This is a genomic window from Dolomitihabitans soli (genome assembly GCF_022213955.1).
Taxonomy (GTDB): Bacteria; Actinomycetota; Actinomycetes; order Streptosporangiales; family Streptosporangiaceae; genus Streptosporangium_A; species Streptosporangium_A soli.
In genome coordinates this window covers 73,132-98,178 of record NZ_JAKNTW010000034.1, presented here as the reverse complement: position 1 = coordinate 98,178, position 25,047 = coordinate 73,132, and the positions used below count along the sequence as shown (strand labels likewise).

Sequence of the window (25,047 nt, the reverse complement as noted above, 5' to 3'; positions counted from 1 at the left end):
GGAAGTGGCAGATCTTCCTCGAACCGGTCCAAGAGCCAACTGATCCTCCATATCGAGCGCGCCGGCCAACCGAATCCCCGCTATCGTTAGGTGCACCGGGAGGGTTCGCATAGTGGACTAGTGCAGCCGCCTTGAAAGCGGCCAGGCCAGCGATGGTCTCGTGGGTTCGAATCCCACACCCTCCGCCGACACCCGGCGTGCCCCTTCACCCAGCGACAGGGACACGCCTTCCACATCTTTCAAAGCCCCGCGTTCCCGCGTTGTCAAGCCCCGCGTTCCCGCAGCCCCGCGTTGTCAAAGCCCCGCGTTCACCAGGGGTGCGAACCCATCGCCGACCGAGGCGGCCAGCCGTAGGTAGGAGTCGCGGGTGCTCTCCTGGAGGCGCTCCAGATCGATCTCCGCGCCCTCCTCCAGATGCGGGTCGTACGGCACGCGGATCACCGCGCGGCAACGGGCCGCGAAGTGCGCCTCCAGCTTGTCGAGGTCGACCGTCGACTTCGAGCGTGGCCGTACGCTGCACAGCACCACGGTCGCCGAGCGGACCAGTTCGCCGTAGTGGTGCGCCTCCAGCCAGTCGAGGGTCGCGGAGGCCGCGCGGGCACCGTCGACCGACGGCGAGCTGACCAGGACGAGCTGGTCGGCTAGCCCGAGTACGCCCGACATGGCCGAATGCAGCAGGCCGGTGCCGCAGTCGGTGATGCAGATCGAGTAGAAGTTCTCCAGGACCTGCGAGACCGCCTGGTAGTCGGCGGCGCTGAACGCCTCGGAGACCGAGGGGTCGCGGTCGGAGGCGAGGATCTCCAGCCGTGACGGGGCCTGCGAGGTGAAGGCGCGGATGTCGACATACCTCTTGATCTGACCGCGCTCGTTCAGCAGGTCACGCACGGTGGCGGAGGTCTCCAGCTCCACCTTGTCCGACAGTGTGCCCCGGTCGGGGTTGGCGTCAACGGCGATCACCCGGTCGCCCCGCACCTGGGCGAGGGTCGCGCCGAGCCCGACGGTGGTGGTGGTCTTGCCGACCCCGCCCTTGAGGCTGAGCACGGCGACCCGGTGGTGGCCGGTGGCCACGGGGGTACGTGCGCGGCCGATGAGCACCCTGCGCCTGCGCACCTCCGGCGGCTCGCCCGGCTTGATCCAGCCCGCCGACGCCTTGTAGATCAGCTTGCGCCAGCCGCTCGAGGGGGCGTTCCGGCGGCCTCGCAGCAGAGATTCGGGGTCGAGGCTGTCGGCGGTGGGCTTACCCGCCTGCCTGGCCGGCGCGCTGAACGCCTGCGCCTGGGTCTGCCGTCTGCGCGCCTGGTACGGCTCGCGCGCGGGCGCCTCCGCCGGCTTGGCACGGCTCGTCTCCCTGACCGGCCGCTGCTGATCGGGGGCGGTGTTCCCCCAGTCGGACTGGGAACCCGGCCAGTCGGGAGCCTTCACCGGCTCCGCAGGCGTATTCCCCCACTCGGGTACAGCACTCCGCGACCCCGTCGGCTCGCTCTTCCAGTCGGGCTCGGCCGGCTTGCTCTTCCAGTCGGGCTCGCCCTGACCGCTCTTCCAATCAGGCTCCGCCGGGCGGCTCTTCCAATCAGGCTCGGACCGACTGCTCTTCCAGTCGGGCTCCGCCTGACCGCCCTTCCAACCAGGCTCCGCCGACTCACTCTTCCAGTCAGGCTCCGCCGACTCACTCTTCCAGTCGGGCTCCGCCGGCTTGCTCTTCCAGTCGGGCTCCGCCGGCTTGCTCTTCCAGTCGGGCTCCGCCGGCTTGCTCTTCCAGTCGGGCTCGGACCGGCTGCTCTTCCAAGTGGGCTCGCCCTGGGCGGACTCCCATTCGGGCTGGGCCGGGGTGTCGCCCCGGTCAGGCGCCTTCACCGGCTCGGCGGGCGTGTGAGCCCAGTCAGGGGCCGGGACAGGCTCGGCCGGGGTGGTGGCCCAGCCAGAGGCCTTCGCCGGCTCGGCGGGCGGGCTCCCCCAGTCGTGGGACTCCCCGGGGGCGGCGGGCGTCTCCTCCGTCGGGAGCCTGAGGGTGAAAACGGTGTCCGAGGTGGAGTCGCCGGCCTTCGGTGGCGCGGGGTCGCCGCCGAAGGAGGAGGGCGCGGCCCCGGGGGACTCCTGTGCCCGCTCCGGCTCGCCGCGTTCGGTGGCCGGTTCGAACAGCCCGCGCTCCTGCGTGCGGGACGTGGACTCGGGTTCGGGATCGGCCTCGGCGGAATCGCCAGACTTGGACGGCTTGGCAGGCTTGGACGGCTTGGACGCCTCCGCCTCGCTCGTCTCCGCATGCGGCAACGGCTTGAGCGGTGCGAGGAAGCCCTCGTTGTCCTCCTTGCCCAGGCCGGGCGGCGGCGTGCCGAACGCGCCGGCGGACGTGCGCGCCTCGGCGGGCTTCTCCTCGGCCTGCTCCTCCTCGGCGGGCTGGCCGTACACCGAGTCGACGGCCGCGCGGAACAGGGGCGACGCCGACGGCTCGGTTTCGCTGGGAACCAGGAGCCAGGGGTCCTTGGGGTACGGCGAGACGACGGTGTCCTCGACGGCCGTGGTCACCGCGCCGGCAGGCGTCTCCTCGTTCTCCTTGATCGCGTCGAGCCAGGCCAGCTGTTCCTCGAGCGAGTGGGGATCCTCACGATCGTGTCGTGCCACCGTGTTCCCCCTAGGGGCTGGGCATAAAAGGTGCAGCAAACACAATGCAGATTATCGCCCCGCGTTCCCGCCAATGCGGCCAACCGTCAAGTTCGCCACGCGAGCACCAGCGGGACCGGTAAGGATACCGTTCATCACATGCATGCCATCGTCATCCCCAAGCCTGGCGGACCAGAGGTGCTCACGTGGCAGGAGGTGCCGGAACCCCGGCCGGAACCGGGCGAGGTGATCGTGGAGGTCGCGGCCTCGGCGGTCAACCGGGCCGACCTCCTCCAGCGGCAGGGCTTCTACAAACCTCCGCCCGGCGCCTCGCCGTACCCCGGGCTGGAGTGCTCGGGCGTGATCACATCGGTGGGCGCCGACGTCGAGGGCTTCAAACCGGGTGACGAAGTGTGCGCGCTGCTCTCCGGCGGCGGTTACGCCGAGCGGGTGGCGGTCCCCTGGCAACAGCTCATGCCGGTGCCCGACGGGGTGTCACTGATCGAGGCCGCGTCGCTGCCCGAGGTGGCGTGCACGGTGTGGTCAAACGTGTTCATGACTGCACGTTTGCGGCGCGCCGAAACTCTGTTGGTCCATGGCGGCGCGAGCGGCATCGGAACACTCGCGATTCAACTCGCCAAGGCGTACGGCTCGCGGGTCGTGGTGACGGCGGGGTCGGCGGATAAACTCGCCCGCTGCCGTGAACTGGGCGCAGACGAGGCGATCAACTATCGCGAGGAGGATTTCGCGGACCGGGTCAGCGCCGACGTGATCCTGGACATCATCGGTGGGAAATATCTCGCGAAGAATGTTCAGGCACTCAATACGGGCGGCCGAATCGTGGTGATCGGGCTTCAGGGCGGGACCAAGGGCGAGCTGAACCTGGGCATGCTGCTGGCCAAGCGCGCGTCGATCCAGGGCACGACTCTGCGGGCCAGGCCCGTCGATGAGAAGGGCGTCATCGTGCGCGGCGTGGTGGAAAATGTCTGGCCTCTGGTGAGCGCGGGGGCGATCCGCCCGGTGGTCGACTCCACCATTCCGCTCGCCGAGGCCGCGCGTGCGCACGAGGTGCTGGAATCAGGCCGCCACTTCGGAAAAATCCTGCTGGTCCGGTGAGTTAGGTTGAGATTCATGAATGCAGAGGAGAGCACCCCGCACATCGTGGTCGTGGGACCTGACGGCGTCCCGGTCCAGGGTGGCAACGGTGAGGCCGAGGAGCGGTCGGTGGCCGAGCTGGTGGAGCAGCCTGCCAAGGTCATGCGCATCGGCAGCATGATCCGCCAGCTCCTCGAAGAGGTCAGAGCCGCGCCCTTGGACGAGGCGAGTCGCAAGAGGTTGAAGGAGATACACCAGAGTTCGATAAAGGAGCTCGAAGACGGCCTGGCGCCCGAGCTGGTCGATGAGCTGGAGCGGCTGTCGCTGCCGTTCACGGCCGACGACACCACCCCGAGCGAGGCCGAGCTGCGAGTCGCGCACGCCCAGCTCGTGGGCTGGCTGGAGGGCCTGTTCCACGGCATCCAGACCACGCTGTTCGCGCAGCAGATGGCCGCGCGGGCGCAGCTGGAACAGATGCGCAGGGCGCTGCCCGGTGGGCTGAGTCCGGAGGAGCACCACCAGCAGCCGCGGGCCTCCGGCCCCTATCTGTAGAGCTTTTACCCTTAGAAACCCCTATCTATACAGTCCTTCGAGGACCCTGGCCACGCCGTCGTCGTTGTTGGCCGTCGTCACATGGTCGACGGCGGCCAGCACGTCCGGGTGCGCGTTCGCCACGGCGTACGAAGTGCCGACCCAGGCGAGCATCGGCAGGTCGTTGGGCATGTCGCCGAACGCGACCGCCTCCGCGGGCTTGATCTGGTGGGCCGCCGCCAGCGCCGCCAGGGCCGACGCCTTGGTGACCCCCCGCGCGCTCATCTCGATCAGGGCGCGCCCGCTGGAGTGGGTCGGGGTGACCAGATGGCCCACCAACTCGGTCACGTCGGCGTGCAGCGCGTCAGGGTCCATCGTGGGGTGCAGCGCGAGCAGTTTCGCGCACGGCCGCGAGGTCAGCGTGCGGGCGCCGACGCGCAAGCCGGCGACCTCCTCGCTGTCCCAGCGGCCGAGCGAGAAGTCGGAGTCGTGCGCGAAGCCGCCCTCGTATTCCACGGAGAACGACAGGCCGGGCACTCGTTCGCGCAGGCACCCGACGACCTCTTCGAGCACCGCCGACTCGATCAGGTGCGACTCGACGATCAGCTCGGAGTGCAGGTCGTACACGAGCGCGCCGTTGGCGCAGATCGCGAGGCCGCGGTGCCGTACGGCTCCCGCCACGCCGTGCATCCATCGGGGTGGGCGTCCGGTGACGAACACCAGAAGGGAGCCCGCGTGCTCCACGCGGGCGAACGCGGCAGCCGTACGGGGGGAGATTGTCCCGTCCGAACGCAGGGCGGTGCCGTCGAGGTCGGTGGCGACCAGCCGGGGTGTGGCCATAACGCTCACAGTCTGCACTGTGAGTGCCCGCCAGAGGAATCTTCCCTATGGCGGGAACACCACGGCTCTGGATAGTGTTAGATGTGATGGCGTTGTATTAGCTGATCCCGTTGTGAAAACCAGCTTGACTGTCTGAGCCACCCCGGGGCCCCGCTGTACGACACACCGGGATTCACGAGGTGTGATTCCCAGAGATTCAAATCCTGAGGGAGAGCTTTAATGGCTCAGGGAACCGTCAAGTGGTTCAACGCTGAGAAGGGCTTCGGCTTCATCGCACCGGACGGCGGTGCGCCGGACGTGTTCGTGCACTTCTCCGAGATCGTGGGCAACGGCTACCGTAGCCTCGAAGACGGCCAGCGGGTCGAGTTCGAGATCACGCAGGGGCAGAAGGGGCCGCAGGCCTCTCAGGTCCGCGCGATCTGATACTCAGCCACTGACACCACAGAAGGCGGGGTTCGCTCAAGGCGAACCCCGCCTTCGTGCGTTATGACGAGCCCATCACGAGAGTGATACAAATCACTTGGCGTCCGAACAGCACCTCTTTACCGAAGCATCTACCGGTTTATGAGATACGCCTGGGTCTGCCATCCGGTGTCCGTTGTCGCGGCGCTGGTACTGCTGGTGAACGATCACCTGCTGAAACACGCCTGGCCGGGCCTCGTCACCGGCAAGCTGAGCGACGTCGCCGGGCTGGTGATCGCCCCGCCGCTGGTGGCCCTGATCTTCCGCCGCCGCGCCGACGCCGCCGCCACACTGCTCACCGGCGTCCTGTTCGCGCTCGTCAAATCCACGGAGACGGGCGCAACGGCCGCCTCCCTTGCCTGGACCCTCGTGGCGGGTCCTTCGCGCGTCCTGGCCGATTCCACGGACCTCCTAGCCCTGCCGGCGCTCGCGCTCGCCTGGTGGGTTCGCTCCCGAGCCGCGAACCACGTGACCCGGCGGACCCGCGTCCTGCTCGCCATGCCACTGGCCGTGGTGGCGGTGACGGCGACCGGATATGTGCCCCCGCCGCCGGCGGCCCACTCGGCGGTGGTCGACGACGGCGAGATCGTGGTGCCGATCGGCTTTTCAGGAGCCCTGGCCACACCGGACGGCGGCAGGACGTGGTACCCGTCCCAGCGGCGGCTCAGCACCCCGCCGGCGAGCCGGGCGTGCGTCCCCGACCGCCCGGACCGCTGTTACCGAACGGTGGCGAACAGGCTGATGGTCGAGGAGTCCGACGACGGCGGGCGGACGTGGCGGCCGTCGTGGCAGGTGTCCACCGGCCGGCATCGCCTGCTGGACAAGGTGTACGGCGAGGAGATCGCGACGGTGGCGCTCGCCGTACAGGCAACGCCGGAGGGGCACGTGGTCGTCGCGGCCAACGGGCGCGACGGGGTGGCCGTGCGTGACTGGACGGGGACGTGGCGGCGGCTGGGGTTCGGCACGCCCTCCGCTCCGTCGGCCGCCGGACAGTCCGCGGGCTTCGGGGAGGAACACGCGAAGCCGCTCGTGCGGCCGGGCGAGCTGATCGCGACGGAGACCCTCATCGCCTTCCTGCTCGGCATCCTGGTGCTGGTCACGGGGGTCGTCGTCGCCTCGGGGATCGGTCGCCACGGCAACCGGAAGACGCTCTGGCAGGGCCTGATCGGAGCGCCGCTCATGCTGACGTGGCCGCTGGGGACGCCGCCGGAAAGCTGGCTCACCGGCTCCGTCGGGGTGATGCTCGTGGGCATCACGTTGGTCAGGACGGCGGCGCTCACGCTCGGCGGGAGCGTCCGCGCGGCGGTCGGCTGGGGGGTCGCGGGAATCGCCCTCCTCGCAGGGCTGGGTTGCTGGCTGCCCTTCTGGGGCTGGACCAGCGGCCTGCCGGACGATTACGACACCGCGCAACGGCTCGCCGTGGCGTTCGGCCTGGGCATCGGGACGATCGGGCTCGTCGGGGTATGGCGGAGCCGACGCCCCCCTGCCGGGGACGGGCTCGACTCCGTACGGCGGAGCCCACGTCCCGCGGATGAGGACGTGGGGTCCGCCGGGGACGCTACGACTTGACCGGCTCCAGGACGTCGAGGCCGACGTAGGGGCGCAGGGCCTTGGGGACGACCACCGAGCCGTCGGCCTGCTGGTGGTTCTCCAGGATGGCCACGATCCAGCGGGTGGTGGCCAGGGTGCCGTTCAGCGTGGCGACGGCCTGCGGCTTGCCGTCCTTGTCGCGGGACCTGATGGCGAGGCGGCGGGCCTGGAAGTCGGTGCAGTTGGACGTCGAGGTCAGCTCGCGGTAGCGGCCCTGGGACGGGATCCAGCCCTCGCAGTCGAACTTGCGCGCGGCGGAGGTGCCGAGGTCGCCGGTCGCGACGTCGATGACCCGGTAGGGGATTTCGATCTTGGCCAGCATCTCCTTCTCCCAGTCGAGCAGCCGCTGGTGCTCCTCCCGCGCCTCCTCGGGGCGGCAGTAGGAGAACATCTCGACCTTGTCGAACTGGTGGACGCGGATGATGCCCCGGGTGTCCTTGCCGTACGAGCCCGCCTCGCGGCGGAAGCAGGAGGACCAGCCGGCGTAGCGCAGCGGCAGCGTGGCGCCGTCGAGGATCTCGTTGCCGTGGTAGGCGGCCAGCGGCACCTCGGAGGTGCCCACCAGGTAGAGATCGTCTTCGGGCAGGCGGTAGATCTCCTTGTCGTGCGCGATGTGGAAGCCGGTGCCCCGCATCGCCTCCGGCTTCACCAGCACGGGCGTGATCATCGGGATGAACCCGGCCTCGATCGCCTGCTGCATGGCCATGTTGAGCAGGCCGAGCTGCAGGCGGGCGCCGGCGCCCCGCATGAAGAAGAACCGCGCGCCGGAGACCTTGGCGCCGCGCTCCACGTCGATCGCGCCGAGCAGCTCGCCCAGCTCCAGGTGATCGCGCGGGGTGAAGTCGAACGACGGCTTCTCGCCGACCTCGGCCAGCACCACGTAGTCGTCTTCGCCGCCCAGCGGGGCGTCCTCCTCGACGAGGTTGGACACCCCTTCGAGGGCCGAGTCGAGCTCGCGCCCGAGCTTCTCCGCCTCCGCCTCGGCCGACTTGACCTGCGCGGCCAGGTCCTTGGCGCGCGCCAGCAGCTCGGCGCGCTCCTCGCCCTGGGCGCGGGAGACCGACTTGCCGACCGTCTTCTGCTCGGCACGGAGCGTCTCGAAGGCGCTCAGCGCACTGCGCCGCCGCCCGTCGAGGTCGAGCAGCGTGTCGACGACCGAGTCGTCCTCACCCCGGGCGCGCTGCGACGCCCGTAGCCGGTCCGGGTCCTCACGAAGGGAACGCAGGTCAATCACAGGACGACAGGTTACCGGCCGGGAGCGGGAGCCCGCGCGTGGATGTCAGCCCCGGCCGGACCGGATCGCGTCGAGCCAGGCTTCGGCCTTGGCGAAGTCGGCGTCGGCCGTGCCCCGCCGGATCTGCGGCGAGAGCCCGTCGGCGCGCGGGTAGCTGCCGAGGAAGCGCACATCCGCGCAGACCCGGCGAAGACCGGCGACGGCCTCGCCAACCCGGGCGTCGGCGACGTGCCCCTCGAAGTCGAAGTGGAAGAAGTAGTTGCCGATCCCGCTGCCCGTGGGCCGCGACTCGATCCGCGTCAGGTTGACCCCGCGCACCGAGAACTCGGTGAGCATCTCCAGCAACGCGCCCGGGTGGTCGTCGGCCAGGAAGACGACGAGCGAGGTGCGGTCGGACCCGGTCGGCTCCGGCAGCGAGCCGGGCGGCCGGACGAGCACGAACCGGGTGACGGTGTCGTCGCGGTCGCCGATGCCGCTCGCGATCTCGACCAGCCCGTAGTGCTCACCGGCGATCGCGGCGCCCACGGCCGCGTCGTACGGCGAGCCGGGGACGGAGACCTCCTGGGCGGCGGCGGCGGTGGAGGCGGCGGCGATCACCACGGCGTCGGGCAGCTCACGGGCGAGGTAGGCGCGGCACTGGGTGTGCGCGGCCTGGTGGGTGATGACCCGTTTGATGTGACCCATCTCGGTGCCCGGCCGGGCGAGCAGCGAGAACCGCACGGGCAGCAGCAGCTCGGCGGTGATGGTGAGCGGCTCGCCGCCGGCCAGCTCGTCGAGGGTGGAGGTGATGCCGCCTTCGAGGGAGTTCTCCAGCGGGACGACGGCTCCGTCGGCCACGCCTTGCCGTACGGCTTCGAGCGCGGCCCCGACGTTGGGGCAGGACAGGCGCTCGGCCTCGGGCGCCAGGAGCCGGAGTGCCTCTTCGGTGAAGGTGCCCTCTGGCCCCAGGTAGGCGAGTTTCGACATATCACAAGGGTAGGCCACGGCGAACTCTCAGGGGCCGATACCGAGCCGGGCGGCGCGCACCGCCTGTTCCTCCTCGGGGGACAGCGGCTGCGGCCCCTTGCCGCCGCGGACCGGGCGCACGTAGGTGCGGGTCTCGGAGCGGCCGTTGATCGAGGTGAGCACGATGCCGTCGCCGAGCCCGTTGATCAGCGCGACGGAGAAGGACAGCCGCCCGCTCATCTCCTCCAGGGCGTCGTAGCGGTGGACGGCGACGTCGCGGATGGCCTTCAGGTCGGCCGCGCCGTCCGCCGACTGCCGGGCGACGGTCCGCAGGCAGTCGGCGACGGCGGCCCTGGCCTCGCGCAGCGCCAGGAACCCGATCGTCACCCCGGTGGCCCCGGCGACGACGCCAACGATTACCCAGATCGCGACCATCACCTCACCGAGGGTAACGAACAGGTCAGGTGATGGGGCGGGAATCGCCACGACGCCGGGGCAGCCACCAGGCGAGCAGCCAGACCAGCCCGAGCGCCCCCAGCCCGAACGCGTTCTGCACGATCCGCCCCAGCACCGGGCTCACCACGGGTATCTCGGCGGCCCTGATCGTCACTCCCCACCAGGGGATGGGCAGCACGTAGTAGAGCCAGACCCCGGCCGCCACCAGGAGCCTTCTGAGGTCGTGGCCGGATCCGGCGAGGGCCGCGATCACCACGACGACCCAGGCGAGGTGGTGGATCCAGGCGACGGGCGACAGCAGCACGGCCATCAGGCCGGTGAGGGCCACGGCGGTCATCGTGTCGCCCGCCGCCAGCGCCCGGCGCGCGGCGCGGAAGCCGTACCAGCCGACCGCCGCGACGAGCGCGATCCAGAGGGCGGTGGTCAGCACGTCGGGCAGGTAGAGGCGGAGGAGCATGCCGCGCATCGACTGGTTGGTGGTGCCGGTGTTCGAGCCGAGCCGGTCGGAGTCGAGCAGCGCGGAGAACCAGAACTGGGCGGCGTCGCCGGGGATCACCAGGAACGGCAGCACGGTGAGCAGCGTGGCGGTGAAGACGGCCATGTAGAGCGTACGGCGCTGCGTCTGGTCGGCCCCGGGACCGAATCCCGTTATCAGGAGATAGATCAGGAACACGCCTGGGGTGAGTTTCACCGCCGTCGCGAATCCGATCAGCAGCCCGCGCGGCCACCACGGCCGTCGCGCCACGCAGTCGGCCAGGCAGAGCGCGACCAGCAGGATGTCGACCTGCCCGAACCGGACCTGGTCGCGGATCGGCATGAGATACGTGCACGCCACCATCAGCGCCGCGAACAGCAGGGGCAGTTTGACCCGGTCCATCCTGGCGAGGAGCGGGCGGAAGCCGTACCCGACGGTGACCGCGAGCGCCAGGAAGACGCCGAGGGTCCAGCCCCACTGGGCGATCGGCCACGACACCAGCGCCAGCGGGATGGCCAGCAGCGCCGCGATCGGCGGGTAGGTGAACGGCAGCAACTGCGGAGCCGGCGTCACGAAGTCGTAGACCGGACGGCCGTCGAGCAGTGCCTGCCCCCCGGTACGGTACACATCGAGGTCGACAAGCCGTTGATCATCGACATTGCCGAGCCAGTAGGCGACCAGTGGTGCGATCGCCAGGACGGCGATCGTCACGGCGGGCAGCCAGGTCCACCCGGGTTTCTTGATCGTAGGCACCTCGTCGGTCGTCACGACGTGGGAGGTTACCGTGGACGCTGTGGTCAGCGAGGGGGCGTAGATCTCGCCCCGCGAGGAGGAGCATGAAGCGGGCGCGGGCCTTGTGGGTCCTGCTGGTGTCCCTGATCGCCGGAATCGTGCTGGCCGGGGGTGGTACGGCGGAGGCGACCGCGACGGGGCGGGTCGCCCTGATCGGGGTGCCGGGGCTCGAATGGTCCGACGTCAGCGCGGAGCGCACGCCCAACCTGTGGCGGCTGGCCGGCGAGGGCGGCACGGCGTCGATGTCCACCCGGGCGATCCCGCCGCCGGAGCAGGGCATCACCTGCCCGGTGGCCGGCTGGCTCACCGTCTCGGCCGGACAGCGCGCGGGGGCGCAGGGCGCGGGATGCGGCCTGCCGCCGCTGCCTGAGCGGACCAACGAGGGCACCGCCCGCGTGCCGGGCTGGGACAGTCTGGTGGCCTTCAACCGGGAACAGTCGTACGGCGCGAAGATCGGCACGCTGGGTCAGGCCGTGGTCGACGCCGGGGGCAAGGTCGCGGCGATCGGGCCCGGGGCGGCCCTCGGCGCAGCCGATAAGAACGGAAATATCGGCCAATACACGGCTACCACGGAGGCCCTCGGCGACCTCACCCCCTACCAGCTGATCGTGATGGAAGCCGACAACCTGGCCAGGGCCTGGATCGGCGAGGGCGTCGACGAGACCGGCGAGCTCATCCCGCCGACGGAGCGGACCAGGCACGAGGCCGCCGCCGCCGCCGACCGCCGGATCGGCACGCTGCTCGGCAAGCTGCCGCCCGGCACGACGGTGCTGGTCGCCGGCGTCTCCGACAGCTCCACCGCCGCCCACCTGCACGTCGCCATCGCCGGCCGGCCGTACGCCAAGGGCTACCTGACCGCCTCCTCCACCCGGCAGGACGCGCTGGTCACCATCACCGACCTCACCGCCACCGCGATCGACCTGCTGGGCCTCGACGCGCCGGCCGGGCTCGGCGGGCGGGTCTGGCAGGGCGGCGGCGACTCCCCCGCCGCCACCGCCGCCACCGTCGGCGAACTGGCCGACGCCGACCTCGCCAGCCAGGTGCTGCGGACCGTGCGGGCGCCGTTCTTCCTGGTCTTCGTGATCGTCCAGGTGCTGTTCTACGCCGTGGCGGCGCTGGCCGTACGGCGTGGCTGGGGTGGTTCGCGGGTGCTCGCGGCCACCCGGGTCGTGGCGGTGATCAGCGGCGGCATCGCGGTGGCCACCTTCCTGGCCCAGCTCGTGCCCTGGTGGAGCCTGGGCAGCCCGATGGCCGGGCTGATCGCGACGATCCTCGGGTTCAGCTGCGCGATCGCCGGGCTGGCGTTCGCCGGGCCGTGGCGGAAATCCGTGATCGGGCCGCTGACCGTGGTGGCCGGGATCACCTCCCTGGGGCTGATGCTCGACGTGATGACCGGCTCGCGGCTCCAGGTCAACGCCGTCACCGGTTACGAACCGGTCACCGGCGGGCGCTTCTACGGGTTCGGCAACATCGCCTTCGCGGTGTTCGCCACCGGCACGATCATGTTCCTCGCCGGGGTGGCCCAGCCGCTGCTCGCCCGGGGGCGCAAGGTGCTGGCGGTGAGCGTGTGCGTGGGCTACGGGGCGCTGGCGGTCTTCGCGGACGGCTGGCCGTCCTGGGGGGCCGACTTCGGCGGCGTGCTCGCGTTCGTGCCCGGCCTGGCGATGTTCGTGATGCTGTTGTCCCGCCGCAGGGTGTCGGCGGTCAAACTGGCCCTCGTCGGGGTGGCGGCCGTCGCGATCATCGCAGCGATCGCCTTCGCCGACTGGCTCCGGCCGGTCGACCAGCGCACCCATCTCGGCGGATTCTTCCAGCAGGTGATCGACGGCGAAGCGGGGCCGGTGATCGGCAGGAAGCTCTCGGCGATGATCGGCACCCTGGGCAACCTGCCGTTGACCATCCTGTCGGTCACCGCGCTCGCCTTCCTGTTCCTCATCCTGGCCAGGCCGTCGCGCTGGGGCGTCTCGGCGCTGACCCTCTCCTACCGGCGGGCGCCGACCCTGCGTGCGGGCCTGCTCGGCGCGCTGACCTGCGCTCTGGCGGGCTTCCTGGTCAACGACTCGGGCATCGCGATCCCGGCGATGGCGCTCACGATCGCAGTTCCGCTGACCCTGTCCGCTGCCGTACAGGCCCTGCAGTTGTCCGGGCTCGCCACGCCCACACCGCCAGTGCGACCGTCAAAGCGAGCAGAATCCACGGCGCCACCTGCTCCCTGACCACCGTGCGCAGCCACAGCAGGCCCTCGGGCTGGTCCATCACCCGCGCGGGCAGATAGGCCAGCGAGAGCGCGGTGAGCCGCGCCACCAGGAACCCGTCGAGCGCCGAGGCGGGGATCAACGCGACCAGCGCGAACGCCAGCCCGTCGTACCAGGGCAGCACGTACGGCGCGGCGAACAGGTAGGCGACCACGACGGCCGCCGCCACGTGTGGCGCCTGGAGGTCGGGCATGGCACGCAGCAGCAGCCAGGCCAGCCCGGCCATCACCAGCAGGGCGGCGAGCTGGATCCAGATCACGTAGCCGCCGGGCCCGAGCAGCGACTGCAACCCGGCCTGCACCGTGTTCCACGGGGACGCCAGCGTGATGGACCGGCTGGCCCTGCTCACCTGGTCGAGCGAGTGCGGCCCGGCCAGCAGGTAGGCGCCCGCCACCGTGGCGGTCGCCACCCCCGCGACCAGCACCAGCCGCCCCGGCGACCGCCGCAGCTCCCACGCGGGCCCCAGCGCGACCAGCCCGACGTTGACCTTCACCGCGATCCCCAGCCCGAGCAGCAGCCCGGTGGCCACTCCCCGGGTCCGCACCACCAGCGCGGCGACCACGGCCACCACGGCCAGGGTGTCCACGTGCATCCCGGCGGCGAGCTGGTAGATCACCAGCGGGTTGGCCGCCCACAGTAGCGCCGCCCGCGCGTCCCCCCGGGTGAACCTGTGCAGCAGCAGCGCGGTCACCACGAAGGCGGCGGCGTTCACGACCTGCAACGCGAAGACGGTCAACCGCACCGACTCGCCGCCGACCAGACTCGCCAGCACCTGTACGGCGGAGGCGACCGGCCCGTAGACGCTGGGAGTCGCGATCCACTCCTCCACCGCCCCGGCCACCGGATCGCCGGGAAGCTGGGCGGGCGTCGTCGCGTAGGGGTCGAGCCCGAGCGCCCCGATCCGCCCGTACGCCGCGTAGTTGAGGTGGTCGGCCGACCCCGACGGCGGCAGGAACGCCAGCACGCCCGCCACCACGCAGCCCGCGGCCACCAGCCACCGCGCGTCCACCTTCACCCGCCGTACGGCGAGCAGGGCGGCACTCAGGCCGGCCGCTCCCAGCAGGATCGCGGCGGCGGCCAGCGCGATCACGAACTCTCCGGCGGGCCGCGCCTCCAGGGAGTACGGCGGCTGCCAGGAGGCGCCCGGCAGTTCGGGCACCATCGCCGAGGGCCCGAGCAGGCCGATCGCGACGGTCGCCAGCACGCTGGCGCCGATCCCGGACACGCCAACCCAAGCCTGCCAACCCTTACCAATCACCCGCGAATTCCAGCACACCACCCGCGGTACCCGTGAAGTGGATCATGGATTCAGCCGGGTCAGGTGCAGCGCCTTGCGGGCGAGCAGGGCCCGTGCGACGTCGCGGAACTGCCGGGCGCGGTGCGCCTGGGCGCGCCAGTCGGCGCCGGTGGCGCGGTGCGACATCTCGACCTCCACCTCGGTGACCCGGTAACCACGGCGGATCAGGTCGATGGTGAGGCCCGTTTCGACGCCGAAACCGTGCGCCAGCGGCCGGGCCGCCTCGAAGGCGGCCCTGGTGAGGCAGCGCTGGCCGTTGAGCGGCTGAGTGGCGGTCCAGCCGGTGGCGCGCTTGATGCCGTCGCGGGCCAGGCCGACGACGAGGCCGTGGCCCGCGAGCTTGACGCGGGTCACGAAGACGGCGATGGTCATGTCGGCCTCGCCCGCGCGCACGGGCTCCACGAGGGGGGCCGCCGCGCCCGCGGTCTGTCCCAGGTCGGCGTCGAGGAACAGCAGGTGCCTCGGCGGCTCCTGCGGCGGATCGAGGAGGCGGACGGCCTCGGCGCCGCTCTCCATGGCGGCGGCCTTGCCGCGGTTGCGGCTGTGCCGTACGACCCTGGCGCCCGCGGCTCGGGCCACGCGGCCGGTGGTGTCCGTCGAGCCGTCGTCGACGACCACGACCAGATCCACGCCTGGCAGGGCCAGGGCGGCGGTCACGGTCGCGCCGATGCGGTCGGCCTCGTCCTTCGCCGGAATGATCACCGCTGTGTCCATGGTGATCGATCGTAGCCCGGAGGCTACCCCTGGGACTCGGCGATGAGCATCTCCTCGGGCACGGCGTCGTGCACGACGAACACCGAATCGAGCCCGGTGACCTGGAGGATCTTTCGCACAGCCGGGCGCGGGGCCGCCACCTCCAACGCGCCGCCGCGCTCCTTCAGCCGTTTCAGCGCGGACAGCAGCACGTTCATGCCCGTCGAGTCGCAGAAGTCGACACCGGACATGTCGATGACCACCCGTGAGGGCCCGTCTTCCAGCAGCCGAGTGAACTCGGCTTGCAGACGGGGCGCCGTATAGAGGTCGATTTCACCGGCGACCGCCATTACGGCGTGGCCGGTATGTGATCGAGTCGAGACCTTGAGCTCCACAGCGGGCACACTAGCGTCGCCGGGGCTCCGGGTCACGTTCTCTCGCAGATCGGCCGCCCGTGGAGTCGTCAGCCCTTTGTCCCCCGTTTCCCTCCCATGAAAACTCAGAGTGCGCGAAGCTTTACGCTGTGCGATACCGGCACGGGCGGAGGGAAGGGGAAACCCGACCCTCCGCGTCCGGTCGTCACTTCACAAGAGAAGGGCGGGCGTCGGGCATACGAGCCCTGCGGCAGCGATGAACAGTGAACTACCTGAGGACGATCCCCAGCGCCGGCGACTACGCGCGCGAATGACGGAGATCCTGGCCCGCGCGAACAAGGCCAGATCATGGAGAGAGACCACGATCCCTCTTCGCGAACTGGCCGACCCTGAGGGAAACGTGCCCATCCGGGCCCGCGTGGCGACGCACGACCTCGACTTCCTGGACGTGGCCAGGGAGGAGCTGCTCGGGTTCGCCGAGCTGGGGCTGCGGCTGCTCGACCTGCACCAGCCGCGCGACGCGGGCGGGATCACCAGCGACGCGGCGAACCCGATCTTGCGCTGCAGAAGCTGCATGTGGCGCTGGCCGTGCCCGACATTCAGGGCGATCTCCGAGTCTTTCGACTCCCCCTGGTGGACGCGCCGCGAGCCGTTCGAGGAGGCACCCGATCCGGGTTATCCACAGATCGCCTGTGGATAACTTGGGGTGGTCGTACACAAGGTCACCGGCCGTGTCTTTCCGTGTCGGCAAGCCTTCCACCATGGCGATCGTCCAATCGGGGGGCGAGTCGCCAAAAGTTATCCACAGACGGGGTGTGGATAAAACGGGTGCGCCTTTCACCGCACGACCACACCCACCCGGCCCCACTCACCGCAGGTGATTCACGTCCGTGCACCCATGCGCCTTTCGCCGTACGGCCATGCCCACCCGGCGCCACCCGCCGTAGGTGATTCAGGTCCGTGGGCCCATGGCACTCCAGCGGCTGTGGCCGGGCGCCGTGACAACCCGCTCGCGGGCCATTTCCTTCGCTTCGACGCCCGTGCTCGCATCTGTCCCGCGAGTCGCCGGCGTGTCGATTCTGATGCCCTTCGCCGAGGCGGACCGGGGCGGATTCCCGTCCCCGGCTTTTGCGGCAAGATTCAGTCCTGAGTCCTTAAAGATTCACCGAGTTTTCCGCTCCCCGACCCCTCCGGATATCTCCACGGTTTTCCCCGCGCGAGACCCCGTCCCGCCGAAAGACCACCGCCGGTCTGGATCCGAACCGTCAGCCGGACAATGGGAGACGGATCTCGAAGCGGCAGCCTGGACCGTCGTTCTCGACGTCGATGTCGCCCTGGTGGGCCTCCACGATCCCCCGGGCGATCGCCAGACCGAGTCCGGCCCCGCCGCCGTCGGGGGTGGGCGTGCGGGCCGCCTCGCCGCGGAACGCGACGTCGAAGACACGTGGCAGGTCCTCGGCCGGGATGCCGCCGCAGGCGTCGGTGACCGAGAGATACGCGAGGCCCTCGTGGACCCGGGCGCGGACGACGACGGAGCCGTCGCCGGGGGTGTGCCTGATGGCGTTGACCACGAGGTTGCGCAGCGCCCGGCCCAGCGCCCCCGCGTCGGCCTCGACGGGCACCACGTCGTCGGCCTCGACGTTCAGCCGGATCCCCTTGACGCGGGCGAGCGGCTCGGCGCCGGCGAGGGCGTCGGCCACCAGGTCGGCGAGGCCGATCCGGGTGCGGGAGAGCCGCAGCGCGCCCGCGTGGATGCGAGAGAGCTCGAACAGGTCGTCCACCATGCCGGAGAGCCGGTCGACCTCGATCCGGATCTGGGCGTGGTACCTGCGCACGGTCGGCGGGTCGTCGACCACGCCGTCCTCAAGGGCCTCCGCCATGGCCCGCATCCCGGCGAGCGGCGTGCGCAGGTCATGGCTGACCCAGGCCACCAGTTCGCGCCGCGCGGTCTCCAGGGCGCGCTCCCGCTCCCGCCCGACCCGCAGGCGCGTGTACGCCTCCTCCAGGGTCCTGGCGATCGTGTCCAGCTCCGCGGGCAGCCCGCGCGGCGACACGAACCCGCCGTCCTCCGGCACCTCGCGCACCGCCCCCACCAGACGGCGGCTGGCGCCCACCACCCTGCGGGCCAGCACCAGGGCCACGCCCAGCCCGACGACGCCGCCCACGGCGACCACGCTGAGCACGATGTCGCGCGAGGAGTCGTCGATGAGCATCTCCAGCGTGATCGCCACCACTCCGCCCAGCGTCGCCATCACTGTGATCACGGCGACGACGGCCAGCATCACCCCGATCGAACGGCCACGCAGCAGCCACATGGCCACCACGCCCGCCGCCGCGACGAGAATGCCGAGCCCGGCCGTGACGGCCAGGATCTCCATCATCATCCGGCCGCGTCCAACGGCTCGTACCGGTAGCCGACCCCCCAGACCGTGACGATGCGGCGCGGCGCGGTGGGGTCGGGCTCGATCTTCTCGCGCAGGCGGCGGACGTGGACGGTCACTGTGGAGGAGTCGCCGAAGGACCAGCCCCACACCTGGTCGAGGAGGGCCGATCGGCTGAACGCCTGCCGGGGGTTGCGCATCAGATAGGCCAGGAGGTCGAACTCGCGGGCGGTGAGCATGACCTCCTGATCGCCGAGCCGTACCTCGTGGGCGCCCACGTTGACGCGCAGGTCGGCGTCGCGCAGCACGCCGGTGCCGGTCGTGACGGGGGCGCCGCGGGCGCGGCGCAGCACGGACTGCACCCGCAGGGCCAGCTCGCGCGGGCTGAACGGCTTCGTCACGTAGTCGTCCGCGCCGGTTTCGAGGCCGACCACCCGGTCCATCTCGTCACCGAGCGCGGTCAGCATGATCACCGGGACCGGCCAGCGCTCGCGAAGTCTCCGGCAGACCTGCAGGCCGTCCATCTTGGGCAGCATGAGGTCGAGGACGAGCAGATCGGGAGGATTGTTCAGGGCGCGGCGCAACGCCTCGGCCCCGTCGCCGACGCATTCGACCACGTGCCCGTCGCGTTCGAGGTATCTGGCGACCACCTCGGCGACGGTGGGGTCGTCGTCGACCACGAGGATCCGGGCGCTCACCTGGTCCCGACTTCGGTTCGGCCGCTGGAAGAGAACACACCTCCACGGTACGGCGGGGCGGGGCCGGGCAGGCGGCACGTCATCGATCCGTAAGAGGAGGCCCTGATCGTTACGGTTCGCCGGCGCATCGGCGGCGCCCACGACGTACGTTGGGCGCATGGTTCGTATCGTGCTGGGCGTCGTCGGCGTGCTGCTCGCCCTCTGGGTGGTGTTCGGGCTGGTCCTGCCCACCCTGATCGGCATGTTCAAGTTGCTGCTCATCGTCGGGGTGATCGCCGCCCTCGTGGTCGGCGTCGTCACCGTCATCGGGAAGTTCGCCAAGTAGCCATGCTCGCCGTCCGGTTGCTCCTGCTCCATCTGGCCGTGCTGGCCGTGGGGGCCGGCGGCGATCCCGGAAACGTGCTGGCGGGGGTCGCCGTCGCCGGGCTGAGCGTGCTGCTGCTCGCCTGGGCGGCGACCGTGCTGCGCGGTGGTTCCGCGGCGGGCCCCCGTTCCCCGCTGGCGGCGCGCGACCGTGCCCGCCGTACGACGTTCGTCAGGCAGCGTGATCCCGACGCGGCCGGCAGGCCCCGCCCACGAGCCCCGGCTGTGAGCCCGGCGCCCGCGTGATCACGCGGTGCGCCACTGTCCCGTTTCCCTGAAGGAACCGACAGATGGGCTCACCCTCCATGTTCGACGGCATCATCACGTTCACCAGCGGGCTGCTCACCGCGCTCGCCGATCTGGTCGCCCCCCTGGCGGGGGCCAACGCCACGGCTCTGGCGATCATCCTGTGCACGATGGCCGTACGCCTGGCCCTGCTCCCGCTCAGCGTGCTGGCGGCGCGCGGGGAGAAGACGAGGGTACGGCTGGCGCCCGAGGCGGCGAAGCTGCGCAAACGCTTCGAGCGGGATCCGGAGCGGATGCGGCAGGAGTTGTCCGCGCTCTACGCGAAGAACAACGCCACGCCCCTGGCGGGCTGCCTGCCCTCGATCGCCCAGCTTCCGTTCTTCATGCTGCTGTTCAAGGTGGCCGGGGCGCCGAGCGCGCACACCCTGTTCGGCGCGCCGCTCGCCCAGCAGGTGGCGGGCACGATCGGCGCCTTCGGGCTGTTCAGCGTGCCCGTGCTGGTGTTCGCGGTGGTGTTCGCGCTGCTCGCGGCCGTGGCCTGGGTGACCTCGCGACGTGCGCGCGCGGCGGCGGACGACACGCAGCCCGAGGCGCTGCGGCGGCTCCTGCCGTTGCTCCCTTACGGCACCCTGCTCGCGGCGGCGGTGCTCCCGCTGGCCGCCGCGTTGTACCTGGTCACCACCACGGCCTGGACCGCGATCGAGCGCGGCGTCCTGCACCCGAGGCCGGCGACCGCCTGACTCACTCCGGGGCGCGGATCATCGTCTCCGCCCGGGTCCGACCCCCGCGCCGCAGGCACGCGGATCACTTCCGCATGCGCTCCGGCACGGGCTCGGGGTCCGTCTGGCTAGCCGCACTCCCGGAGCGCGGGGATGTCGGGTGTGGTCATCTTTCCGTTCACCGGCTCGGGAACGGGCAGCATGGCCCACACGGTGGTGATCTCACCGTCGTGCCTGACTCCCCAGCGCTCGGCGATGAACTCGACGATGCCGAGGCCACGACCGCCGAGGGAGGAGAGGGTGGGACGTCCCGCGCGAGGTTCGGTGGCCGAGCCTCCGTCACTCACCGCCACTTCGACGTGCCCTTCGGTCCAACGCCAGGCCACCCCTATCTGCCCAGACGGCAGAGGGTGCGCGTGACGCAACGCATTGCTCAGCAACTCGCTGACCACGAGGACGGCATCCTCGATGGAGGACGTGAAGACTCCCCATTCCTGCAGGTCAGAACAGAGGCGCTGGCGGGCGACGGCGACGCTGGACAGCGCGTACGGCAGCAGCACGACGCTCGACGCACTCACCTCCCCCATTCCCGTTGCCCCCGGTGGGGCACACCCCAGTACGACCGAAATGCCCCGTTCGGCGGCCGGAGAAACCGGGTGTCGATTACAGCTTGTACGCATTCGACAATAGATCAGCTTTTCTGTTACCACCTCGTTACCGCATCGGCGTGTCGCATCCGGTAGTGGCGACGGCCTTTGCCAGGACGAGCCGCATCCGGGTGCCCCCGCCCGGGCGTGGCTGCGCGGTGACGTCACCACCCTGTGCCCTGGCGAGGTTCCGGACAATGTAGAGACCGAGCCCCACGCCCCCGAACCTGCGCCGGTCACCGCTCTCCACCTGGACGAACCGCTCGAAGATCCGCTCCCGGTCGGCGGCGGCGATCCCCACGCCCTCGTCCTCGACCACCACGGCCACCTCGTCGTCCTCCGCCCACGCGGCCACCCTGATCAGCCCGCCGTTCGGGGAGTACTTGAAGGCGTTCTCCAGCAGCTGGCCGAGCACGATGTCGGTGGCCAGCGTGTCGCCGATCACCATCGGCAGATCGTCGGGCACCACCACGTCGACCCGGTGCCGGTCGGAGAACGCCGGCATGCCGAGCGTCGCGCCGCGGACCAGCGCCCCAAGATCGAACGGCACCGCCCGGACCGCCAGTTCCTCCGCGCCCGCCCGCGACCCGAGCAGCAGGTGATCCATCAGTTGCCCGAGCGACCGGGCCCGCTCGGCGATGGTGTGCACGGCGGAGCGTCGTTCCTCGTCGGTCAGCTTGTCCCACCTGCTGTCCAGCGTGCTGGCGAAGCCGCGCACCACCGTGATGGGCGTGCGCAGCTCGTGGCTGGTGGTCGCGAGGAAGAGATCCTTGGCCTCCTCCAGCTCCTTGGCCCGGGTGACATCGCGGAAGTCGACCACGATCTCGCCCGTCTCGGAGATCTCCGCGCAGACCACGTCGAGCCAGACGCCGGAGGCGAGCTGGAAGGTGAGCTTCTCCCCCGGCTCGGGCAGCGGGAACGGCGGCGGCCCGCCGAGCACCTCCTCGGCCGGGCGTCCGGTCAGCTCCCCCGCCGCCGGGTTCCACTGCAACACCTTGCCCGCGCCGTCGAGCACCGCGATCCCGTCGGCACTGGCGTCGAAGACCGCGCGCTCGTGGGCACGCTGGCGCACCGCGTCCTGGTAGGCCATGGCGTTGCCCACGGCGATCCCGGCATGCCCGGCGAGCAGCTCAAGCAGCTCCAGCTCGACGTGCCCGGCCTTCCGCTTGGCGAACAGGGCGTACAGCGCGCCGTACGGCCGGCCGCCCACGGCGGCCACGCCGAGCGCGATCGAGTGCAGGCCGGGCAGCTCCGACCAGATCAGGTCGTCGAGCTCCTTGGTCTCCAGCAGCACGGTCTTGCCGGTGCGCATCAGCTTGCCGACCAGGCTGCTGCGCAGGTCGGCGGTGGCGTCGCGCAGCGACCTGGGCAGCCGGTGCCCGCTGACCAGCCGCAGCCGCTCACCCTCGATCAGCACGAAGCCGCCCGCGTCGGCGCCGGTCAGCTCGGTGAGGCTGGCCGCGATCCGGTCGAGCACCGCGGGCAGCTCCAGCTCGGCGTTGATGTCGCCGACCACGTCGGTGAGCTTGCGCACCAGCCTGGCCCGGTGCGCCCCCCAGCCCTGGGCCGCCTCGTCGTCCTGCGGGCGGTGGTGGACGCACACGTAGCCCGCCACCGTGTCGGAGCCGAAGCGCAGCGCGCTGGTGTCGACGCGGACGTCGAGCAGCAGCCCGTCCCTGCGGAACCGCCTGGTGCGGAGCGATACCTGACCGCCGGTGCGGACCCGCTCCAGCACCGCGTTGTGCTCGGCCGTCAGCTCGCCGGGGATCAGCGGCGTGCGCCTGCCGAGCATCTCCTCGGCGCGCCAGCCGAACAACTCCTCCGCCGCGGGGTTCCAGAAAAGGACGGTCTCGTCGCGGTCCAGGGCGATGATCGCATTGGGGGAACTCGCCAGAACCGCCCACGCGAGGTCTTCGTCACTCCCTGCCCTCTCGTCACCCACCCTCCCATAGTGCCCGTTTCACTAGCCCGATCTTGGTACTTTCGTCCGGTCCGCGAGGGGCCACGCCACCTGCGTGCTGCTCCGATGTGCCGATCCGTCCGATACGCTGCGCTCAGCGCAGTCGTGTACGCGAGAGGGTGAGGGCCAGTGTCCGGCGACCTCGACGCCCTGTTGCGCGTCACCTCTCCCGGTTATCGGGGCGACGGCCCGCCCGACATCGCCTTCGGCACCACGGAGACCCCGATCGGGCTGCTGGTGATCGCGGCCACGGCCCGCGGCGTCGTCTCGTGCAGCTTCGACGACGAGCACACCGTGTTCGAGCGGATCTCCCGGACCGTCGGCACGTTCATCGGCCCCGACCCGCGCCGGCTGGATCCGGTCAGGCGCGAGATGGACGCCTACTTCGCCGGCCGCCTGCGCACCTTCAACGCGTCGGCCGACCTGCAACTCGCCACGCCGTTCGCGCGCACCGTCCTGCAGATGATGCGAGCCGTGCCGTACGGCACCGCCACGACGTACCACGAGATCGCCCAGCGGATCGGGCGGCCGCAGGCCCTGCGCGCCGTCACCAACGCGCTGACGGGCAACCCGGTGTGCGTGATCCTGCCCTGTCACCGCGTGCTGGAGCAGGGCGGCGGCCTCGGCGGCTACGCCGGCGGGGCCGCCGCCAAGGCGCACCTACTTCGGCTGGAGAAGCCGCGTTAGCCGGTTGATCAGCAGGGTGACCAGCGCGGCGACGAGGAACGCGCCCAGCGCCGCGCTCATCCACGGCTGCGGCACGAAGCCGACCGCCTCGCGGGCCGAGGTCCACCACGCCTGCCACCACGACACGCCGGAGCCGCCGATCATCCACCAGGTGGCGAACCCGAGCACCCACGGCACGACCATCGGCCACCGCGACGGCGCGTCCTCGGCCGTGTTCCACCTGGTCCGGCCGCCGAGCACGAAGTAGTCGACGGCCAGCACCGCGAACATCGGCACGAACACGGCCCCGATCAACCCCAGGAACGCGGTGTAGGCGTTGACGTCGACCACCAGCGCGAGGCACGTGATCACCACGCTGATCACCACCGAGATGATCCGCCGGTCCACCCTCGGCATCAGGTTCTGCAGCGACATGGTGGTGGAGTAGACGTTCGCGAACGACTGGTCGGCCTCCCGGAGCACCAGTACGCCGAAGAACAGCGCGCCGAGCGGCGCCGCGACGAACGCCCCCCACACCGCGTCCACATCGTTGCCCACCAGCGAGAGCGCGACGATGCCCAACGCCAGGCAGGCGACCTGGGCGATCGAGTAGCCGACGAACACGCCGCCGAAGGCCGCCCTGCTGGACCGCGAGTGGCGGGCGAAGTCGGCGGCCATCGGAACCCACGAGACCGACAACGCGATCACGACGTCGACCGCGGGCGCGAAGGAGTCCCACGACCCGCCGCCGAGCGTGGGCACCTGCCTGAACAGCGCCACGGAGAGCCAGATCATCGAGACGACCACGCCCGCCGTGACGAACCGGCGCAGCAGCCTGATCGATCCCAGCGGCCAGATGGTCAGCGCCATCGTGATCAGTCCCGCCACCACCACCCAGACGGCGAGCGGCACGGAGTCACCGAACACCGCCTGCGCGCCCTGAGCGATCACCCAGAGCTCGAACGCGCCCCACCCGACCATCTGGATCATGTTGAGCACGCTGGGCGCGTACGACAGCTTCGCGCCGAACAGGCCGCGCAGCAGGACCATCGCCGGCATCCCGGTCTGGGCCCCGGGAACAGCCGCGAGGCCGACCATGGCGGTACCGATCACGCTGCCGACCACCGCGGCGACGATCGCGGCGGTGAAGGTCAGCGGCGGCCCGCCGAGAGGGGCCAGCAGGGCGAGCGCGCCGGAGAAGCCCAGCAGGCTGACGCCCAGATTGGCCCAGAAGGCCCCCTGGTCGAGCACGCCCAGGGTCTTCGGGGCGGCCTGGTCGAGGGTGAGCGGGGCCTCGGTGGCCGCAGGAGTGGAAGACTGGGGGGAATCGACGACGTCCGACGCCATCACACGCTCCCTACGCCGGCATTACCCGGACAGGTTCAGGCGGTCGGCAGCGCTGGCTACCCTCTCAGCCCGGTTACGCCCGAGCTCCCGCAGTGATTTATGCAGTTCGCGGCCCATCATGCCCCATCGGCCCCCTTTTATGACAGGGGGTGCGAGATCACACCGCCCAGCCTGACGCGTCCGCTGAAGTACAGCTACATGCGTGCCCGTAGCTGTACTTCGCGGCTGTGCGGCAAGCGCGCGTCCACCTTTGCCGCCACCCCTTGATACGGCCCCGAACCTCTATGGCTACGGCCAGGCGCCACTCAGTTGATCAGTGGGTACGGCGGTGAGGTGCCAGAACTTCGGTGACCATGGCCCAGCGGGGCCCCTGTCGGACGGCC

At 70.8% G+C, this 25,047-nt stretch carries 23 protein-coding genes, 1 tRNA gene, 1 pseudogene and 1 riboswitch; of the genes and pseudogenes, 11 read left to right on the top strand and 14 right to left on the bottom strand.

Annotation, left to right across the window (positions count from 1 at the left end):
* Positions 1–98: 98 nt before the first annotated feature.
* A tRNA-Ser gene (locus MBA17_RS41310) sits at positions 99–185 on the top strand.
* Between the two features lie 109 nt (positions 186–294).
* Here MBA17_RS41310 and MBA17_RS41305 read toward each other — a convergent pair.
* Positions 295–2,619 carry a MinD/ParA family ATP-binding protein gene (locus tag MBA17_RS41305; RefSeq protein WP_455432954.1) on the bottom strand — a complete coding sequence of 775 codons (2,325 nt, stop codon included), beginning with the start codon at positions 2,617–2,619 and terminating at the stop codon, positions 295–297.
* A gap of 138 nt (positions 2,620–2,757) precedes the next feature.
* Here MBA17_RS41305 and MBA17_RS41300 point away from each other — a divergent pair, with 138 nt between their 5' ends.
* Complete coding sequence (locus tag MBA17_RS41300) at positions 2,758–3,714, top strand: NAD(P)H-quinone oxidoreductase (protein ID WP_238503389.1); 957 nt, start codon at positions 2,758–2,760, stop codon at positions 3,712–3,714.
* A 15-nt stretch (positions 3,715–3,729) separates the two neighbouring features.
* Positions 3,730–4,245 (top strand): bacterial proteasome activator family protein, encoded by a 516-nt coding sequence (locus MBA17_RS41295; protein WP_238503339.1) that lies wholly within the window; start codon positions 3,730–3,732, stop codon positions 4,243–4,245.
* Positions 4,246–4,266: 21 nt separating this feature from the next.
* Here the strand turns inward: MBA17_RS41295 and MBA17_RS41290 are convergent, their stop codons facing one another.
* On the bottom strand, positions 4,267–5,064 hold the full coding sequence (locus MBA17_RS41290; RefSeq protein ID WP_238503388.1) for an HAD family hydrolase: 798 nt from the start codon (positions 5,062–5,064) through the stop codon (positions 4,267–4,269).
* A 219-nt stretch (positions 5,065–5,283) separates the two neighbouring features.
* Between MBA17_RS41290 and MBA17_RS41285 the strand changes: the two genes are divergently transcribed.
* A complete protein-coding gene (locus MBA17_RS41285; RefSeq protein ID WP_043619750.1) occupies positions 5,284–5,487 on the top strand; it encodes a cold-shock protein in 204 nt (67 codons plus the stop codon).
* A 141-nt stretch (positions 5,488–5,628) separates the two neighbouring features.
* A complete protein-coding gene (locus MBA17_RS41280; RefSeq protein ID WP_238503338.1) occupies positions 5,629–7,095 on the top strand; it encodes a hypothetical protein in 1,467 nt (488 codons plus the stop codon).
* Here MBA17_RS41280 and serS read toward each other — a convergent pair.
* Genes serS through MBA17_RS41260 form a run of 4 tightly spaced genes read right to left on the bottom strand, consistent with a single transcriptional unit; the run spans position 7,085 to position 10,994 of the window.
* The gene (serS, locus tag MBA17_RS41275) at positions 7,085–8,350 is read right to left on the bottom strand and encodes a serine--tRNA ligase (RefSeq protein WP_238503337.1); all 1,266 of its coding nucleotides are present in this window, start codon (positions 8,348–8,350) and stop codon (positions 7,085–7,087) included. The two genes, MBA17_RS41280 and serS, sit on opposite strands and share 11 nt — an antisense overlap.
* Positions 8,351–8,395: 45 nt before the next feature.
* Positions 8,396–9,316, bottom strand: a complete 921-nt coding sequence (pheA, locus tag MBA17_RS41270; RefSeq protein ID WP_238503336.1) for a prephenate dehydratase — start codon at positions 9,314–9,316, stop codon at positions 8,396–8,398.
* 27 nt (positions 9,317–9,343) lie between these two features.
* A complete protein-coding gene (locus tag MBA17_RS41265) occupies positions 9,344–9,730 on the bottom strand; it encodes a DUF4446 family protein (RefSeq protein ID WP_238503387.1) in 387 nt (128 codons plus the stop codon).
* Between the two features lie 25 nt (positions 9,731–9,755).
* Positions 9,756–10,994: a glycosyltransferase 87 family protein gene (locus tag MBA17_RS41260; protein WP_238503335.1), complete on the bottom strand. Its 1,239-nt coding sequence runs from the start codon at positions 10,992–10,994 to the stop codon at positions 9,756–9,758.
* Between the two features lie 68 nt (positions 10,995–11,062).
* Here MBA17_RS41260 and MBA17_RS41255 point away from each other — a divergent pair, with 68 nt between their 5' ends.
* On the top strand, positions 11,063–13,234 hold the full coding sequence (locus MBA17_RS41255) for an alkaline phosphatase family protein (protein WP_238503334.1): 2,172 nt from the start codon (positions 11,063–11,065) through the stop codon (positions 13,232–13,234).
* A 517-nt stretch (positions 13,235–13,751) separates the two neighbouring features.
* Here the strand turns inward: MBA17_RS41255 and mptB are convergent.
* The 3 genes and pseudogenes from mptB to MBA17_RS41240 form a co-directional block, all read right to left on the bottom strand.
* Positions 13,752–14,477, bottom strand: a pseudogene (gene mptB, locus MBA17_RS41250) (polyprenol phosphomannose-dependent alpha 1,6 mannosyltransferase MptB); the annotation flags it as partial.
* A 96-nt stretch (positions 14,478–14,573) separates the two neighbouring features.
* Positions 14,574–15,284: a glycosyltransferase family 2 protein gene (locus MBA17_RS41245; RefSeq protein WP_238503333.1), complete on the bottom strand. Its 711-nt coding sequence runs from the start codon at positions 15,282–15,284 to the stop codon at positions 14,574–14,576.
* Positions 15,285–15,307: 23 nt separating this feature from the next.
* Complete coding sequence (locus MBA17_RS41240) at positions 15,308–15,658, bottom strand: STAS domain-containing protein (RefSeq protein ID WP_238503332.1); 351 nt, start codon at positions 15,656–15,658, stop codon at positions 15,308–15,310.
* Between the two features lie 289 nt (positions 15,659–15,947).
* Between MBA17_RS41240 and MBA17_RS41235 the strand changes: the two genes are divergently transcribed.
* Complete coding sequence (locus MBA17_RS41235; RefSeq protein WP_238503331.1) at positions 15,948–16,337, top strand: hypothetical protein; 390 nt, start codon at positions 15,948–15,950, stop codon at positions 16,335–16,337.
* Positions 16,338–16,902: 565 nt separating this feature from the next.
* On the opposite strand, the gene MBA17_RS41230 is transcribed toward MBA17_RS41235, so the two are convergent.
* Both MBA17_RS41230 and MBA17_RS41225 read right to left on the bottom strand, forming a co-directional pair.
* Positions 16,903–18,021 (bottom strand): sensor histidine kinase, encoded by a 1,119-nt coding sequence (locus MBA17_RS41230; protein WP_238503330.1) that lies wholly within the window; start codon positions 18,019–18,021, stop codon positions 16,903–16,905.
* Complete coding sequence (locus MBA17_RS41225) at positions 18,018–18,716, bottom strand: response regulator transcription factor (protein WP_238503329.1); 699 nt, start codon at positions 18,714–18,716, stop codon at positions 18,018–18,020. Before MBA17_RS41225 ends, MBA17_RS41230 begins: the two co-directional genes overlap by 4 nt.
* Positions 18,717–18,873: 157 nt before the next feature.
* On the opposite strand from MBA17_RS41225, the gene MBA17_RS41220 reads away from it, so the two are divergent.
* The 3 genes from MBA17_RS41220 to MBA17_RS41210 are packed head-to-tail and all read left to right on the top strand — an operon-like array spanning position 18,874 to position 20,065.
* The gene (locus MBA17_RS41220; protein ID WP_238503328.1) at positions 18,874–19,041 is read left to right on the top strand and encodes a hypothetical protein; all 168 of its coding nucleotides are present in this window, start codon (positions 18,874–18,876) and stop codon (positions 19,039–19,041) included.
* Positions 19,042–19,043: 2 nt separating this feature from the next.
* A complete protein-coding gene (locus MBA17_RS41215) occupies positions 19,044–19,325 on the top strand; it encodes a DUF6412 domain-containing protein (RefSeq protein WP_238503327.1) in 282 nt (93 codons plus the stop codon).
* Between the two features lie 44 nt (positions 19,326–19,369).
* Positions 19,370–20,065, top strand: coding sequence for a YidC/Oxa1 family membrane protein insertase (locus MBA17_RS41210; RefSeq protein ID WP_238503326.1), 696 nt, complete (start codon positions 19,370–19,372; stop codon positions 20,063–20,065).
* 107 nt (positions 20,066–20,172) lie between these two features.
* On the opposite strand, the gene MBA17_RS41205 is transcribed toward MBA17_RS41210, so the two are convergent.
* Positions 20,173–20,631 carry an ATP-binding protein gene (locus MBA17_RS41205; RefSeq protein ID WP_455432953.1) on the bottom strand — a complete coding sequence of 153 codons (459 nt, stop codon included), beginning with the start codon at positions 20,629–20,631 and terminating at the stop codon, positions 20,173–20,175.
* A gap of 127 nt (positions 20,632–20,758) precedes the next feature.
* Positions 20,759–22,633, bottom strand: a complete 1,875-nt coding sequence (locus MBA17_RS41200; protein WP_238503324.1) for a PAS domain-containing sensor histidine kinase — start codon at positions 22,631–22,633, stop codon at positions 20,759–20,761.
* A 147-nt stretch (positions 22,634–22,780) separates the two neighbouring features.
* Here MBA17_RS41200 and MBA17_RS41195 point away from each other — a divergent pair, with 147 nt between their 5' ends.
* The gene (locus tag MBA17_RS41195; protein ID WP_238503323.1) at positions 22,781–23,338 is read left to right on the top strand and encodes a methylated-DNA--[protein]-cysteine S-methyltransferase; all 558 of its coding nucleotides are present in this window, start codon (positions 22,781–22,783) and stop codon (positions 23,336–23,338) included.
* On the opposite strand, the gene MBA17_RS41190 is transcribed toward MBA17_RS41195, so the two are convergent.
* A complete protein-coding gene (locus tag MBA17_RS41190) occupies positions 23,312–24,664 on the bottom strand; it encodes a purine-cytosine permease family protein (protein ID WP_238503322.1) in 1,353 nt (450 codons plus the stop codon). The genes MBA17_RS41195 and MBA17_RS41190 overlap by 27 nt on opposite strands.
* A riboswitch (TPP riboswitch) is annotated at positions 24,654–24,765 on the bottom strand. (Overlaps the previous gene by 11 nt.)
* Between the last annotated feature and the right edge of the window lie 282 nt (positions 24,766–25,047).